The sequence below is a fragment of the Pseudomonas sp. NPDC078416 genome (assembly GCF_050268485.1).
GTDB lineage: Bacteria > Pseudomonadota > Gammaproteobacteria > Pseudomonadales > Pseudomonadaceae > Aquipseudomonas.
On the sequence record NZ_JBNNGV010000030.1, the window covers coordinates 20,658 to 35,774 of the forward strand.

Below are 15,117 nucleotides of genomic sequence, written 5' to 3' on the forward strand. Positions count from 1 at the left end.
TATGCCTCGACTGCTTAACCTGTGGAACAGCCTCGCCGACCGTCTGCATGGCCTGATCAATGATTCGGTCTTGGCACTGGTGGCGCGGGTTTCTATTGCCGCGATCTTTATCATGTCCGGCCGAACCAAGGTCGAGGGCTTTTTAACCATCACCGACAGCACTTACGAGCTGTTCCGCACTGAATACAACTTGCCGTTGATAGCTCCGGAACTGGCTGCTCATCTTTCTGCCTATGCCGAACATCTGTTCCCTGCCCTGCTGATTCTTGGTCTGTTCAGTCGTCTTTCGGCCCTGGCACTGCTTGGCATGACATTGGTGATCGAGATATTTGTCTACCCCGATGCGTGGCCGACTCATTTGTCCTGGATCGGATTACTGCTGATTATCATCGCCAAGGGTGCCGGTACAGTTTCTCTCGATAGACGATTCGGCATTCGATGACTTCAAACAAGCGCAACAGTTTTAATCGTTTCGATAGATGCCTGATTTCTTAACAGCGGCGGACCCATCATGCTGATCAAGATACCCTCAACATCCGATTGCAAAGAGTCGGATGTCACGCCCGAATCTATTTATCTCTCCCGCCGTGCGTTGCTCGGGAGCACTCTTGCGGGGCTCGCTGTCAGCGCGATGCCTCGCTGGGCCCAGGCCGAGGAAGCCTCGCGCTACGCCGACGTCGAAGCCGGCGCGGCGCCTGACTGGTTCAAGGGCAAATTGCCTGCGACAAAGTGGCAAGCCGTTACCGTCAAAGACGAGACGATCACGCCATTCAAGGACGCGACCCACTACAACAACTTCTACGAGTTCGGCACCGACAAGGGCGATCCTGCGCAAAACGCCGGCTCTTTGAAAACCGAGCCCTGGAGCGTGGTCATTGACGGGGAGGTCGGCAAGCCTGGCCGCTATGCGCTTGAAGACTTCATGAAGCCTTATCAGTTGGAAGAGCGTATCTATCGTCTGCGCTGCGTAGAGGCGTGGTCGATGGTGATTCCATGGCTGGGTTTTCCGATCTCCGACCTGCTTAAGCAGGCTGAACCCACGGCGAACGCCAAATACATCCGCTTCGAAACGCTGCAGGACCCGAAGACGATGCCTGGTCAGCGCTCAGGTTTTGCGTTGATCGACTGGCCTTATGTGGAAGGGCTGCGGCTGGATGAAGCAATGAACCCGCTCGCGATTCTGGCGGTGGGCATGTATGGGCGAGAACTGCCCAATCAGAACGGCGCGCCGCTGCGTCTGGTGGTGCCTTGGAAATACGGCTTTAAAAGCGTGAAGTCCATCGTGCGCATCAGTCTGACCAGCGAGCAGCCGAAGACCACCTGGCAGAGCATCGCCGCGAGTGAATACGGCTTTTACGCCAATGTGAACCCGACAGTTGACCACCCACGCTGGACTCAGGCGCACGAGCGGCGTCTACCCAGCGGGTTGTTCAGCCCGAATATTCGCCAGACCGAGATGTTCAATGGGTATGGGGAGCAAGTCGCTTCTCTTTATACAGGCCTGGATTTACGGAAGAACTATTGATGCGCTTCATCTACTGGCGACTGTCCGTGTTCGCGGCTGCAGCTCTAGTGCCCATGTATTGGCTCTACCAGGCGTGGATCTTTGCTTTGGGGCCTGATCCCGGGAAAGTGCTGGTCGATCGCCTGGGCCTGGGAACATTGACCCTGCTTTTGATCACGCTGGCCATGACCCCATTGCAGCGCACGACCGGCTGGCCCGGCTGGATCGCGGTCCGCCGGCAGCTGGGGCTGTGGTGTTTTACTTATGTGTCGCTGCACCTGCTGGGTTATGGCTTCTTCATTTTAGGGTTCGACTGGACGCAATTGGGCGTGGAACTGGTGAAGCGACCGTACATCATTGTCGGCGCTTTAGGATTTCTCGGCTTACTGGCGCTGGCGGTCACGTCCAATCGATACAGCCAGCGCCGATTGGGCGCTCGCTGGAAAAAGCTGCATCGGCTCAGTTACCTGATTCTGGGATTGGGGTTGCTGCACATGTTGTGGATCGTGCGAGCTGATCTCAAGGAGTGGGCTATCTATGCAACGATCGGCGTGTTGCTTCTGGTGCTTAGAATGCCTGCCATTGCTCGGCGAGTTCAGCGAAGTCGAACTGGACGCAGCACCCTCGTCGTGAAAAGTGCGGCCGGGGATGCGAAGTAGTGACACTGACTAACAGATAGCAGCTTTGAGAGCGTGCTTTCAAGAGATCGTCATACACGAGTACACGGAATGACCCGCTTGACCAGTTTGCCGATGGACATGCCTTGAACCAAGATAGAAAACACTACGACAAGATAGGTGAGCGACACCACTACATCGCGGGAGTCGCCCGGCGGCAGAGACAGCGCCAATGCTACAGATATCCCGCCACGCAAACCGCCCCAGGTCATTACACTCCATGCACCTTTAGGTAGCTGAAAGCGTCTACCCATAATCGCGATCGGAAACCCCACTGTCAGCAGCCGCGATACCAGGGTAAGCACTATGACCAGCAGCCCTGTCGTAATAAGTGAAGGGGAAAACTGGATCAACACCACTTCCAGGCCGATGAGAACAAACAAAACGGCGTTGAGAATTTCATCGATCAGCTCCCAAAACATATCTACATTTCTTTCGGTCTGCTCAGACATCGCGTAGGTGCGTCCCTGATTACCTACGATGAGTCCCATCACCACCATCGCCAACGGCCCGGATACATGCAAATGCGTTGCGAGAGCATATCCGCCCAACACAGCAGCCAGGGTGATCAGCACTTCCTCTTGATAGCTGTCGATGCTCCTGAGCATCCGATAAGTGATGTAGCCAACGACACCCCCCAACACAACGCCTCCACCCGCCTCCTTGAACAAGAGCCCTGATACACCCGCTATGGAGGGTGCTTCACCACTGGCTATCATCGCCAGGATCAGGGAAAACAGAACGACCCCGACACCGTCATTAAAAAGCGACTCCCCGGAAATCACCAATTCAACACCCTTGGGTGCTCCAGCCGACTTCAGAATGCCCATGACGGCAATAGGATCGGTCGGCGAGATCAGAGCGCCAAACACCAGGCAATACGAAAGTGGTAATTCCAGATTGGTGATGGACAACAGCGCCCACAGCCCGAAACCGATAATCAGCGTTGATATCGTTGTCCCTACGACAGCCAGGGATGCCACTTGCCATTTATAGGCACGCAGCTGTGAAAGGTTGACATGCAACGCCCCTGCAAATAACAGTAACGACAACATGCCCTGCATCAACAACTCGGAAAAATCTATCGATTCAACCAGCGATTGCTCAAGGGTGTGCAGCGCGTGAAAGCCAAGCGCATCGGCACCCATATTGAATAGTGAAAGCGCCAAGGCTATCGCCATGACGCCGATGGCCGAGGGAAGTCCCACGTAGCGTCTGTTCAGAAAAGCGAATGCTGCCGTGATGCACAGAAAAATTGCGATGATGTCCAGCATTGGCCAAATGGCTCCCTGTAAAAGGCAATCTTTTCTCTTACGTGGTGCCAGCAGTGATGATATTCATCATCTCTGCGGCAACTAATTGTGCATTTACGCACAAATGATCACTCTGCTCACCTCACGGTCAAGATTTGCCTTGTTGAGCCCCCTGCTCACTGCGCCCCCCAGCGCTCTGTTATCTGCCTGGTGAGCATCGCTAGATCTGAAGCGATCAAGTCTGGTTCAGGCACCCCGGCGTCAGGCAAGAGGGCGTTGTGCGGCCGCGTCAACAGCGCGCCAAGACAACCGGCAGCTTGGGCACCCGCTGTATCCCAAAGATGGCAAGCGACCAGTAACATGCCTGACATCTCTACATTCAAGTCCCTGGCGACCATCTGATAAGTCTCTGCGGCAGGCTTGAATTTCCTCACTGCCTCAACACTGAAACTACGCTCAAAGAATTTGGCTAGCCCCGCGCGCTCAAGTGCCGAAGGCGATGCCCCGCTTGGCGAGTTACTCAATGTCACCAGCCGGAAGCCGGCATCCTGCAACACGGTCAGTGCCGGCAAAGCATCTGGGTGCGCCGGCATGGTATTCATCCGTGTCTTCAATTCATCTATATCGCCATCGTCGAGCGTGACTTGGTAAATAGTGGCGAGCATGCGCAGAGTGCCCACGGCCAGTTCGCCAAATGGACTGTAACGTCCACAAAGGGTCATCGTTTGCGAGTACAGAATCAGTTGGGCAAACCACTCGCGTAAAATCGCTCGACTCCCGAAGACACGTTCAAACAAAGGCTCAAGGGAGGTGATATCGAGCAGGGTCTCATTTACATCGAACACAATGATCGGCGTGAATCTTTGGTCTGCCATCGATTACCTTTTTTTCTTGAAGATGCACGCTGTCGCGCAAACCTGGATTTCGTCAGATGCTCACGTACTTGGTAGATCCGGGGCTCTTCAGCACGATCGTATCGGCCTTGAACGGTTAGACACATCTTTTGCGCTCCGTTCAAGGTCACAGGTCATCCCTGTGAAATCCGCGAATGCTTCGTCGACTCAAGGGAAAGAGGTCAGCCCGTGAACATGAGTGAAACTCGCGCCAACTCTCGTTTGCCGCTGGCCTGATTGCATGATTCGCGACAGGCAGGCCATAAGCGGAGCGCATCTCCGCCTTCTTGCTAAGAAGCCTGCGCTTGGGGACGAAGCTCTTTCGCGGGGCGAATCTTGAACCAGATGGAGTACATGGCTGGAAGGAAGACCAAAGTCATGATGGTTCCCCCCAAAGTGCCTCCAATCAAGGTATAAGCCAGGGTGCCCCAGAACACTGAATGGGTCAGCGGAATAAATGCGAGGATAGCCGCCATCGCTGTCAGCAACACCGGCCGCGCGCGCTGCACAGTCGCTTCAACCACCGCGTGAAAAGGATCGAGCCCCTGCTTTTCGTTTTGGTCAATCTGTCCGATCAGAATCAAGGTATTGCGCATCAGGATGCCGGACAAAGCGATCAGCCCTACCAGAGCGTTGATACCGAAAGGTTGGTTGAACAAGAGCAAGGGGCTGGCCCCGGAGTACGAACTGCATCAGACCGAAGGCGAGCTTGCACAGGCTAAGGCGACCGTGCCTGTTCTGCTCACCGGACTTGATGCGGCCATGAATGCGCTGGATATAATGCTTGGCGTACCTCCAGGCACCTATCGTCAGACGTTGGCGACGGTCAAAAGTATCCCGCACCCTCCCCTGCTGACGTCGACCGGCACACCAGCGGACCTTCTGCGCCGCAGGCCCGACCTCATCGTGGCAGAGCGTCGTCTGGCCGCCTCGAGCGCCCGTATCGGAATAGCTGTGAGCGAGTACTACCCAAAGTTATCCCTCAGTGCATTGCTGGGAAGTGCGACAGCAGTATCAAGCGGCAATCTGTTCAGCAGCGGAGCGAGCCAATCGGCGGGCGTTCTGGGGCTGCGCTGGAGACTGTTCGATTTTGGTCGCGTCAGCGCTCAGATCGAGCAGGCCAAGGGCGGAGAAGCTGAAGCCTTGGCTGCTTACCGACAGTCCGCCCTGCAGGCCACGGCCGACGTTGAAAATGCTTTCTCCTCCCTGGCCAACCGAGAAGCGCAGGCTACAACGCTGAGCGAAGGTGAAACCGCTCTCGCCGCCGCTAGACAATCTTCATTCGTGGGATACCAAAAAGGCGCGATCAGCTTGATTGAGGTGTTGCGTGCAGATGAAAAACTGCTGATGACATCCGATGCGCGCGCTCAGGCGCAGACTGAGTCGGCGCGCTCGGCTGTCGCGGCATTCAAAGCCCTGGGTGGCGGATGGCAACCGTCGGAGCCTGGCCGGAAACAGTCAGAAAGCTGAATACCACAGGCGCGTGCTCAGTTTTAGCGACGGCCAAGGCCAGCCACACATCACCAGCAGCCTGATCGTTCACGACGGTAAAGCCCTCAAGCCGCATCCCGCTCCTGTTTCAGCGACTGCGCCACCAAACTGCCGAAGGATGCCACCGGCGCCTGCAAGTTGCCGAGGAAGCGCGGATACATCAGCCACAGGTCCATCACCGGCTTGAAATCCTTGAGTGGCATGACCGCGAGTGAATCGCGGTGGACGCTGCGCTCCAGCAGCGGACGCGGCACAAGCCCCAGGCCCATGCCATCGGCAACCAGCCCCAGTTGCAGCTCGGTGCCGAAGGTTTCCAGATTGACCTTCAGGCTCAGCCCCTGATCAGCCAGCGTGCGTTGCAGCCCGGCGCGGAAACCGCAGCCGTCGGGGTTGAGCACCCAGCCCAGGTCGTAGCAGTCCGCCAGCTTCACCGGCTTTTTCGGCAGCGCGCCCTTGGCGCACACCACCACCAGCTCCATCTTGCCGATGGACTCGCCGACGATGCCTTCGGGGAAGATCTTGCCGGCCGGGAATAGCGCTGCGGCCGCGTCCAGTTCGCCGTTCTCGATTTTGCCGATCAGGTGGCTGCCCCAGCCGGTGACCACTTGCGCGCGCAGGTCGGGAAATTGCCCGCGCAGGTGTTTCAGCGCATCCAGCAGCACAACGTCGCCGATGGTTTGCGGCACGCCCAGCCGTAGCAAACCGCTGGGCGGCGTGTCGCTGGCGACGAGTTCGCGCAATGAATCCATTTCCCGCAGGATCGCCAGGCACTTCTGATAAACCTGCGTGCCCATTGGCGTCGGCTTGAGCGGCTTGGTATTACGGTCGAACAATTCAACGCCCAGCGCCTGCTCGAAATTCTGCACCCGGCGCGTGATGGCCGGTTGGGTCAGGTCCAGGGATTCAGCGGCATGGCTGATCGACTGGCAGCGAATGACCGCTACGAACGCATCGATGTCATCAATTTTCATTCAGATCGCACATGGAAGAAGGGAAACAAGATAGGCAAAAATCATAATGGCTATCGAGGGCTCTGGATAGCCTCTGGTTAACCTCACAGCAGCCACCAGCCTGTGATCCGGTTATCAGCTACGTTTTGGTTATAACCTAATCATCAATAACTAGCATATTAGGCTGATGCATTATGCTTATATTGAGCATCCTTCTTTACCCGGAGCCGTCATGACCCACATCCGACACCCTGAACGACTCAGGGCCTTTATCGGCGCGTTGGCCGAGCTGATCGATAGCAATCCGAGGGAAGGCGACTTGCTTTCCCGGGGTGGCAAGCTGCTGGGGCAACTGGTCAGCCATGACGACTGGCTGCCGGATGAGTTCGCCGTTCCCGATCCGACGCGCTATCAACAATTCCTGTTGCACGCCGACTCACGGCAGCGGTTTTCGGTCGTCAGCTTTGTGTGGGGGCCCGGCCAGAGCACGCCGATTCATGACCACCGGGTCTGGGGCTTGATCGGCATGCTGCGCGGCGCCGAGTATTCCCAGGGGTTCGCCCGCCGCGACGATGGCCGACTGGAACAGGAAGGCCCGGCGATCCGCCTGGAGCCCGGCCATGTCGAAGCGTTGTCGCCGCGCAGCAACGACATTCATCAGGTCAGCAATGCTTTCGACGACCAGGTGTCGATCAGTATTCATGTCTACGGTGCCAACATCGGCGCTGTGAAGCGCGCCGTTTACCAGCCCGATGGCAGCGAAAAGCTGTTCATCTCCGGTTATTCCAATGCCTTTCTCCCGAACATCTGGGATCTGTCAAAAGAGAACCAAGCCCAATGAGCCATCACACCCGTTCCTGCGCCGACATCCGCCGCGCCCTGCTCGCCCATGAGGAAGTCGCGCTGGTGGATGTCCGCGAAGAAGCCCCGTTCGCCGAAGCTCATCCACTGTTCGCCGCCAACATCCCGTTGTCGAAACTGGAGCTGGAAGTGCTCGCGCGCATCCCCCGTCTCGACACCGCCGTGACGGTTTATGACAACGGCGAGGGTCTGGCCGAACGCGCTTTGAAGCGTTTCGAGGACCTGGGTTACAGCGACGTCAAGCTGCTAGAAGGCGGGCTGCAAGGCTGGCGCGGTGCCGGCGGCGAGGTGTTTATCGACGTCAACGTGCCGAGCAAGGCGTTCGGCGAACTGGTGGAACATCATCGTCACACGCCTTCGTTGGCCGCCGAGGAGGTCAAGCAGTTGCTCGACACCAAGGCCGACGTAGTGGTGCTGGATGCGCGGCGGTTCGATGAATACCAGACCATGAGCATTCCCACGGGCGTCAGTGTGCCCGGCGCCGAACTGGTGCTGCGCGCCCGTGAGCTGGCGCCCGATCCCAACACCCGCATCATCGTCAACTGCGCCGGCCGTACGCGCAGCATCATCGGCACCCAATCGCTGGTGAATGCCGGCCTGCCCAACCCGATTTCCGCCCTGCGCAATGGCACGATCGGCTGGCTGTTGGCCGGGCAGACGCTGGATCATGGGCAATCCCGGCACTTCCCGCAGGTCAGTGAAACGACCCGGGAAGTCGCTCGGGCGGATGCGCGCAACGTGGCGGACAAGGCGCGAGTGAAACGCGGGAGCCGCGCGGACTTGCCGGTCTGGCAGGCAGAAACGACTCGCACGACCTACCTGTTCGATGTGCGCACGCCGGAAGAATTCGAAGCCGGCCATGTGCCAGGTGCCCGTTCGACGCCGGGCGGCCAGTTGGTGCAGGAGACTGACCATTACGCCAGCGTGCGCGGCGCACGAATCGTGCTGCTGGATGACGACGGCGTGCGCGCGAACATGTCTGCTTCGTGGCTCGCGCAACTGGGCTGGGAGGTATTCGTGGTGGACGACCTGAGTGCCGAGGATTTCAGCGAAACAGGCGGCTGGAATGCACCCAGTCCACCCGCGCCCGAGGTCGAGGAGATCAGCGCCGAAACGTTGCGCGAGTGGCGCGAGCACGGTGGCGTGGCAGTGCTGGATTTCACCGCCAGCGCCCACTACGTCAAGCAGCACATCCCGGGCGCCTGGTGGACGCTGCGTGCCGACCTGGCAAATGCACTGCAGAACATTCCGGTCGCCGAGCGTTACGTGTTGACCTGTGGCAGCAGCAAACTCGCGCGCCTGGCCGTGTCGGAGGTCGAAGCGCTAACGGGCAGGCCGGTGTTTGTGCTCAAGGACGGCACCGCCAGTTGGGTGGCGTCGGGGTTCGAGCTTGAGCACGGCGAAAGCCATCTGGCCTCCCCGCGCATTGACCGCTATCGCCGGCCTTATGAAGGCACCGATGCGCCGCGCGAAGCGATGCAAGCGTATCTGGATTGGGAGTTTGGATTGGTCGAGCAATTGGGGCGCGACGGGACCCACGGGTTTTATGTGATCTAGCCCCCCTGCATGACTGTAGGAGCCGGCTTGCTGGCGAACCGGGGGTGTCATGCACTTCCGTATCGTCTGACACTCCGGGTTCGCCAGCAAGCCGGCTCCTACGGAAAACGAGGTCAATGCGCTAAGCGAGGACCTGCGCAGAACTCATCGTCACGAGTTTTAAATGCATATAATTGATAAATAAAGCTCAAATAATCAGACAAATACATAATTACTATATAACCAAAAGATACTTCTATTTCGTTTCTTATAGGCTTAAGGTCAATTCCCTTGCCGACCCCTTCTCCAGGCGGAGGCCGAGATTTCCTGTTCATGCCTGGAGACACGCACCATGTCCGCCCCCTTCCCTCCCCTGCTCCGCGCCCGACGCGTGATCCTCGGCGCATTGCTCGCGCTGACGTTCGGCCAAACCACACAGGCGGCCGAGCCGCTTCCGCCGCTGCTCGTTGCCAACCAGAAATCCGCGCTCAAGGTGCTGCTGGAGGTGTCCGGCGAACTCAAAGACGTGCCCTACGAGATCAGGTTTTCCGAATTTCCCTCGGCGTCGCCACTGGGCGAAGCCCTGAACGCGGGGGCCGTGGACGTGGGCGCACTGGGCGACGCGCCGTATGTGTTTGCGCTGGGTGCCGGCGCGGCGTTGAAGGTCATCAGCATTACCCACGTCAGTGGGCGCTACACCACTGCGCTGATTGTGCGCAACGATTCGCCGATCAAGTCGGTTGCCGACCTCAAGGGAAAGCGCATCGTCACCGGGCGAGGTTCCATCGGCCATTACCTGGCAATACGTGCGCTGAACGAAGCAGGCCTGAAGACCAGCGACGTGAGTTTCGTTTACCTCTTACCCAGCGAGTCGCGGCTGATCCTCGACAATGGCGACGCCGATGCCTGGGCCACCTGGGCGCCCTACACCACCGTCGCGACGCAGAATGGCGCACGCATCCTGCCCAACGGGCCGGACCTGCTGACCAACCATTCCTACCTCGCGGCGACCGGCAAGGCCATCGCCGACAAGCGCGTGCAACTGGACGACTTCGTGGTGCGTCTCGACCGCGCCTACCGCTGGGCCAACGCCCATCCTGCCGAATACGCCGCCGCCCAGACCAAGGTGACCGGCCTGCCATTGGCCGTGCACCTGGCGGTCAATCAAGAGACGAAGATGGAACGCGTAAGCATCGATGACAACGTCATCAAGGGCCTGCAGAACACGGCGGACATCTATCAGCGCGAAGGCATCCTCAACAAGCACGTCGACGTGTCCCACGGCTTCGACCCGGATTTCAACGCCATCCGCCTGGCCGCCGAGCCATCAGCCGAACAAACCACCAGCCCAACCAATCCCCAAGCTGCGCGCTAAGCGCTGGACTCAGGAGCACAGATCATGAGCAAGCCTCGTCAACTCAAATTCGGTGCCATGGTTCACGGCGTGGGCCACGGTTGGGGCGAGTGGCGCCACCCGGACGCCCAGGCCGATGCCAGCACCAACTTCGACTGGTACAAGGGCCAGGCCCGGCTGGCCGAAGACGCGAAATTCGATTTCGTGTTCATCGCCGACAGCTTGCACATCCACGAGAACTCCAGTCCGCACTACCTCAACCGTTTCGAGCCGCTGACCATTCTCTCGGCGCTGGCGGCGACGACTTCAAAGATCGGCCTGGTGGCGACGGTGACCGTCAGCTACACCGAACCTTTTCAAGTGGCGCGACAGATCTCTTCGCTGGACCACATCAGCGGCGGCCGCGCCGGCTGGAACGTCGTCACCTCGTGGCTCAGCGGCACGGCCGAGAACTTCAGCAAGCGCGAACATCCACCCCACGCCGTGCGCTATCGCATCGCCAGGGAGCACGTGTCGGCGGTCAAAGGGCTGTGGGATTCCTGGGAGGACGACGCCTTCACCCGCAACAAGCAGACCGGCGAGTTTTTCGACCGCAGCAAGCTGCACGCCTTGAACCACGCGGGCGACTTCTTTCAGGTCAAAGGCCCGCTGAACATCGCCCGCTCGCGCCAGGGCCAGCCGGTGCTGTTTCAGGCCGGGACCTCCGAGGACGGGCGCAACTTCGCGGCGGAATATTCCGACGCGATCTTCGTCCACGCCGAGTCCCTGGAAGAAGCCCAGGCGTATTACGCCGATCTCAAGCGCCGCGCTGTCAGTTTCGGACGCAACCCGGATGAGCTGTCGATCCTGCCGGGGATTCGCCCGATCGTGGGTCGCGACGGCGAAGAGGTGGAGCGGCGTTATCAGCAAGCGGTGGAGCTGGTAAGCATCGAAGACGCTATCGTCGCGCTGGGCCGGCCGTTTAACGATCACGACTTCAGCCAATACCCGCTGGATGCGCCGTTTCCGGACCTGGGTGATCTCGGCGCCAACAGTCAGAAAGGCGGCTCCGATCGGATCAAGCAGCAAGCGAAAGAACAGAGCCTGACCCTGCGTCAGGTTGCGCTGGATTTCTCCCGTCCTCGCCGTGAGTTCGTCGGTACTCCCGAACAGGTCGCTGACCAGATTCAGCACTGGTTCGAGAACGGCGCCAGCGACGGTTTCATCATTAATTCGCTGCTGCCCGATGGCCTGAAATCCTTCACGGAACTGGTTATTCCGGTGCTGCAGCAGCGTGGCTTGCAACGCAGTGAATACACCGGCTCGACCCTGCGCGAACATTTCGGCCTGGAGTTTCCCGTCAATCGTCATACGGCGGCGCGGTTGGCAGGGGCTGCGAAGGTCACGAACGCTGAGAAGACGCAGGTGCCGGCATGAGTGCCGGATTGAATCGGCAGCCGGGCACGTTGGCGATTGCCGAAACGGAGGCGGCTATTGTTGCGCGCTTGCAGGGGTAAACCGAGCGACTGGCCGAGACCGCGCAGCAATAGGACGAAACGGCTGGATTCCCACACGAAAACTTCCGCTTGCTGCACGGATGTGCAGGAGGACGTGACGGTGGTGTGCACGGATACCAAATCCCGCACACACAAAAACGCCGCTCTGTTGAGCGGCGTTTTTGAGAATTTGGAGCGGGAAACGAGACTCGAACTCGCGACCCCGACCTTGGCAAGGTCGTGCTCTACCAACTGAGCTATTCCCGCAAATGGCGTCCCCTAGGGGACTCGAACCCCTGTTACCGCCGTGAAAGGGCGGTGTCCTAGGCCACTAGACGAAGGGGACACAGCCTGGAAACACCATGGTGTTGTGTTCCAGTTCCAGAAACACATCCGAAGACGCTTTCTGGTTTCACTCAACTTCGCCCTAAAGCAAAGCTGCTTAAAAATGGAGCGGGAAACGAGACTCGAACTCGCGACCCCGACCTTGGCAAGGTCGTGCTCTACCAACTGAGCTATTCCCGCAATGGCGTCCCCTAGGGGACTCGAACCCCTGTTACCGCCGTGAAAGGGCGGTGTCCTAGGCCACTAGACGAAGGGGACACGCTACAACATTCACTCCCTGCTACGCTCTGCTGTGTGCTTTACGCTGCAAGTGGCGCGCATTCTATGGATGGATATAGGGGTCGTCAACCCCCCAGTGAAAATATATTCAAATCAATGACTTCGCCCTCTATTTAGGCAACGGACGGCCGATACACACGTGTCAGCCGCCATGGGCAATATCAGGCGGAGTGACAGGACCACCTTCCCGCGATAGTGGATAGCCACTACACTCGCGCAAATTACTTGATTGAGGCTTGTGCGGTGACACCACTCTTTATCACCTTCTTGGTTGTAGCAGGCATCGTGCTCCTCATTGCGGTGGGCTATCTGAATCATGTCGCAGAAGGCAAAAAGGTCGAGCGCGCGCGAAGCATGGTCGAGCTCAATGATCGGCTACGCCGCTGCAGCGAGCTGTCCGAGACCTTCCCCGGTCAGTTGATGACGCCCCAGCTGAAGCTTTTGCTGGTTCGGCTGGAGCTGAACGTGGTCAAGCGTTTGCTCGCGCTGGAAAAAAGGAACAACCCGAACCTTCAGGAACGCCAGACCGAACTTGAAGCGCTGGTGGCCCAGGGCGAGGAAATCAAAGTCAGCAACCCGGCCAGCCCGATCCAGACCGAGGCCAAGGCCAAAGACGTGCGCTTCCTTCTGGAAGCCATGCACGGCCAAGTAACGCGGGCGGCCCACGACGGTTTCCTGCAAACCGCTGAGGCCAAGCACTGGATTCGCGAGATCCGCAACTTGCTGGTGCTGCTGCACATCGAGTTCTTCAACAACCTGGGCCAGCACGCGATGAGTCAGGAACAGCCCGGTCAGGCGCGTCTGGCATTCGAGCGTGGCGTTCAGTACTTGAAAAACCAGCCGGAACCCGCGCCCTGGAAAGCCCACTTGCAGGCCATGGAACGGCAACTCGCCAAAGCTAACTCCATGGTGCTGGACACCATCGCACCCACTGAAGACGACAATAACGAGCTGACCGAAGGCTTGAAGGTCGTGGACGCGGATGCCGAGTGGAAAAAGAAAGCCATCTACGACTGATGGCTCAAGCCTGACGCACTGCACAGTGCGTCAGGGCTTGATCTCAGCAATCGGTTGATTCCAGAAAGATCGCCGCCAGCCGTTCAATCCCCGCCTGATCCTCCTCGCTGAAGCGCCCGACACTCGGGCTGTCCAGATCCAGAACGCCAATCAGCTTTCCGTCCTTAATCAGGGGCACCACCACCTCGCTGTTGGACGCACTGTCGCAGGCGATGTGTCCGGGAAACTCATGGACATCGTGCACGCGCTGGGTTTCGCGGCTTTGTGCCGCTGTGCCGCAGACGCCCTTGCCGAACGGAATGCGCACGCAGGCGATCTGGCCCTGGAACGGACCCAGCACCAGCTCTTCATTGCGATTGAGGTAGAAGCCTGCCCAGTTCAAGTCGTCAAGCTGGGTATAAAGGAAGGCCGAAAACTGCGCAGCGTTGGCGATGAAGTCGCGCTCGTCCGCCAGCAGGGATTCCAGTTGTGCAGCGAGCAAACGGTAGCCATCAAGGCCCTCGCCCGCGGTATTCAAATCGATCATGCTTCTTGCTCCAGCATTTTCAAACCAACCCAGTAACGGGCGAACTGATACGCGCAACGGCCGTTGCGGTTGCCACGGCCGGTTGCCCAGCGCACGGCGTGAATCTCAAGCGCTTCATCGCGTTGCCATTGCAGCCCGGCCTTGGTCGCCAGTTCGCCGATCCAGTGCTCCACCACATCCAGAAAATGCTCCTGAGTGAAGGGGTAGAACGACAGCCAGAGGCCGAAGCGGTCGGACAGCGCGATCTTGTCCTCGACGGCTTCGCTCGGGTGAATCTCGCCGTCGTCACCACGCTGCCAGTGAGCGTTGTCGCTCTCCTTCTCCGGCACCAGATGGCGGCGGTTGGACGTGGCGTATAAAAGGACGTTGTCTGGAGCCTGCTCCAGCGAACCGTCGAGCACGCTCTTGAGCACCCGGTAATCGCCTTCGCCGGATTCAAACGACAGGTCATCGCAGAACAGCACGAAGCGCTGGGGCAACGTCTGCAGTAGCTCGACCACACGCGGCAGATCGCCCAGGTGATCACGCTCGATCTCGATCAGGCGCAGGCCGGCTTTCGCGTGCTCGGCCAGCAGCGCGCGGACCAGCGACGACTTGCCCGTGCCACGGGATCCCCAGAGCAGCGCATGGTTGGCGGGCAGGCCATCGATGAACTGCTGGGTATTGCGGCCCAGTTGCTCACGCTGACGGTCGACACCGATGAGGTCGGACAGGCGCATGTCCAGGGTGACCTGCAGCGGCATCAGGTAACCACCGCGGCCTTCGTGGACCCACCGCGCGGCCAGCGTCGTTTCCCAGTCCACGGGCTGCCGCACGGCAGGCAACAGAGGTTCGAGGCGCGCCAGTACCGACTCGGCGCGTTCCAGAAATGCGTTCAATCGCGAATCCACGGTTTCTCCTTGATTTAACGGGTTAACGCCCGGCCGCGATCAGCTATGCTTGCCACGCGACGGACA

The 15,117-nt window shown here is 59.0% G+C and carries 13 protein-coding genes, 4 tRNA genes and 2 pseudogenes; 9 read left to right on the forward strand and 10 right to left on the reverse strand.

Translation table 11 applies throughout. From position 1 onward, the window contains the following. Position 1: 1 nt before the first annotated feature. From ACQKEN_RS21090 to msrQ, 3 genes are all read left to right on the forward strand, one after another. The gene (locus tag ACQKEN_RS21090) at positions 2-442 is read left to right on the forward strand and encodes a DoxX family protein (protein WP_427688518.1); all 441 of its coding nucleotides are present in this window, start codon (positions 2-4) and stop codon (positions 440-442) included. A 69-nt stretch (positions 443-511) separates the two neighbouring features. Beyond that, positions 512-1,525, forward strand: coding sequence for a protein-methionine-sulfoxide reductase catalytic subunit MsrP (gene msrP / locus ACQKEN_RS21095; RefSeq protein WP_427688464.1), 1,014 nt, complete (start codon positions 512-514; stop codon positions 1,523-1,525). Continuing rightward, positions 1,525-2,163: a protein-methionine-sulfoxide reductase heme-binding subunit MsrQ gene (gene msrQ, locus ACQKEN_RS21100; protein ID WP_427688466.1), complete on the forward strand. Its 639-nt coding sequence runs from the start codon at positions 1,525-1,527 to the stop codon at positions 2,161-2,163. The genes msrP and msrQ overlap by 1 nt, the downstream gene beginning before the upstream one ends. Positions 2,164-2,213: 50 nt before the next feature. Here msrQ and ACQKEN_RS21105 read toward each other — a convergent pair whose 3' ends face one another. From ACQKEN_RS21105 to ACQKEN_RS21115, 3 genes and pseudogenes are all read right to left on the reverse strand, one after another. Continuing rightward, on the reverse strand, positions 2,214-3,455 hold the full coding sequence (locus ACQKEN_RS21105) for a cation:proton antiporter (protein ID WP_427688468.1): 1,242 nt from the start codon (positions 3,453-3,455) through the stop codon (positions 2,214-2,216). A gap of 155 nt (positions 3,456-3,610) precedes the next feature. After that, positions 3,611-4,309, reverse strand: a complete 699-nt coding sequence (locus ACQKEN_RS21110; RefSeq protein WP_427688470.1) for a haloacid dehalogenase type II — start codon at positions 4,307-4,309, stop codon at positions 3,611-3,613. A gap of 308 nt (positions 4,310-4,617) precedes the next feature. Continuing rightward, positions 4,618-4,992, reverse strand: a pseudogene (locus tag ACQKEN_RS21115) (efflux RND transporter permease subunit); the annotation flags it as partial. Between ACQKEN_RS21115 and ACQKEN_RS21120 the strand changes: the two are divergent. Continuing rightward, positions 4,985-5,797: pseudogene (locus ACQKEN_RS21120) on the forward strand (TolC family protein); the annotation flags it as partial. The pseudogenes ACQKEN_RS21115 and ACQKEN_RS21120 sit on opposite strands and share 8 nt — an antisense overlap. Positions 5,798-5,883: 86 nt before the next feature. Here ACQKEN_RS21120 and ACQKEN_RS21125 read toward each other — a convergent pair. Beyond that, positions 5,884-6,789, reverse strand: a complete 906-nt coding sequence (locus ACQKEN_RS21125; protein ID WP_427688472.1) for a LysR family transcriptional regulator — start codon at positions 6,787-6,789, stop codon at positions 5,884-5,886. Between the two features lie 211 nt (positions 6,790-7,000). Here ACQKEN_RS21125 and ACQKEN_RS21130 point away from each other — a divergent pair, with 211 nt between their 5' ends. From ACQKEN_RS21130 to ACQKEN_RS21145, 4 genes are all read left to right on the forward strand, one after another. Beyond that, on the forward strand, positions 7,001-7,609 hold the full coding sequence (locus ACQKEN_RS21130) for a cysteine dioxygenase (RefSeq protein ID WP_427688474.1): 609 nt from the start codon (positions 7,001-7,003) through the stop codon (positions 7,607-7,609). Next, entirely contained in the window at positions 7,606-9,186 is a 1,581-nt protein-coding gene (locus ACQKEN_RS21135) for a rhodanese-related sulfurtransferase (RefSeq protein WP_427688476.1), read from the forward strand. The genes ACQKEN_RS21130 and ACQKEN_RS21135 overlap by 4 nt, the downstream gene beginning before the upstream one ends. Positions 9,187-9,517: 331 nt before the next feature. Next, positions 9,518-10,540 (forward strand): ABC transporter substrate-binding protein, encoded by a 1,023-nt coding sequence (locus ACQKEN_RS21140; protein WP_427688478.1) that lies wholly within the window; start codon positions 9,518-9,520, stop codon positions 10,538-10,540. A gap of 24 nt (positions 10,541-10,564) precedes the next feature. Next, positions 10,565-11,935, forward strand: a complete 1,371-nt coding sequence (locus ACQKEN_RS21145; RefSeq protein WP_427688480.1) for an LLM class flavin-dependent oxidoreductase — start codon at positions 10,565-10,567, stop codon at positions 11,933-11,935. A 250-nt stretch (positions 11,936-12,185) separates the two neighbouring features. Here the strand turns inward: ACQKEN_RS21145 and ACQKEN_RS21150 are convergent. The 4 genes from ACQKEN_RS21150 to ACQKEN_RS21165 form a co-directional block, all read right to left on the reverse strand. Beyond that, positions 12,186-12,261 (reverse strand) — tRNA-Gly (locus ACQKEN_RS21150). 3 nt (positions 12,262-12,264) lie between these two features. Further along, a tRNA-Glu gene (locus ACQKEN_RS21155) sits at positions 12,265-12,340 on the reverse strand. Between the two features lie 103 nt (positions 12,341-12,443). Beyond that, positions 12,444-12,519 (reverse strand) — tRNA-Gly (locus ACQKEN_RS21160). Between the two features lie 2 nt (positions 12,520-12,521). Then, positions 12,522-12,597: transfer RNA gene (locus tag ACQKEN_RS21165), tRNA-Glu, on the reverse strand. A gap of 264 nt (positions 12,598-12,861) precedes the next feature. Here ACQKEN_RS21165 and ACQKEN_RS21170 point away from each other — a divergent pair. Further along, on the forward strand, positions 12,862-13,635 hold the full coding sequence (locus ACQKEN_RS21170) for a hypothetical protein (RefSeq protein ID WP_427688482.1): 774 nt from the start codon (positions 12,862-12,864) through the stop codon (positions 13,633-13,635). 43 nt (positions 13,636-13,678) lie between these two features. Here ACQKEN_RS21170 and ACQKEN_RS21175 read toward each other — a convergent pair whose 3' ends face one another. Together ACQKEN_RS21175 and ACQKEN_RS21180 are read right to left on the reverse strand one after the other, a co-directional pair. After that, on the reverse strand, positions 13,679-14,161 hold the full coding sequence (locus ACQKEN_RS21175; protein WP_427688483.1) for a GAF domain-containing protein: 483 nt from the start codon (positions 14,159-14,161) through the stop codon (positions 13,679-13,681). Then, positions 14,158-15,051 carry an ATP-binding protein gene (locus ACQKEN_RS21180; protein ID WP_427688485.1) on the reverse strand — a complete coding sequence of 298 codons (894 nt, stop codon included), beginning with the start codon at positions 15,049-15,051 and terminating at the stop codon, positions 14,158-14,160. The genes ACQKEN_RS21175 and ACQKEN_RS21180 overlap by 4 nt, the downstream gene beginning before the upstream one ends. Positions 15,052-15,117: the final 66 nt, after the last annotated feature.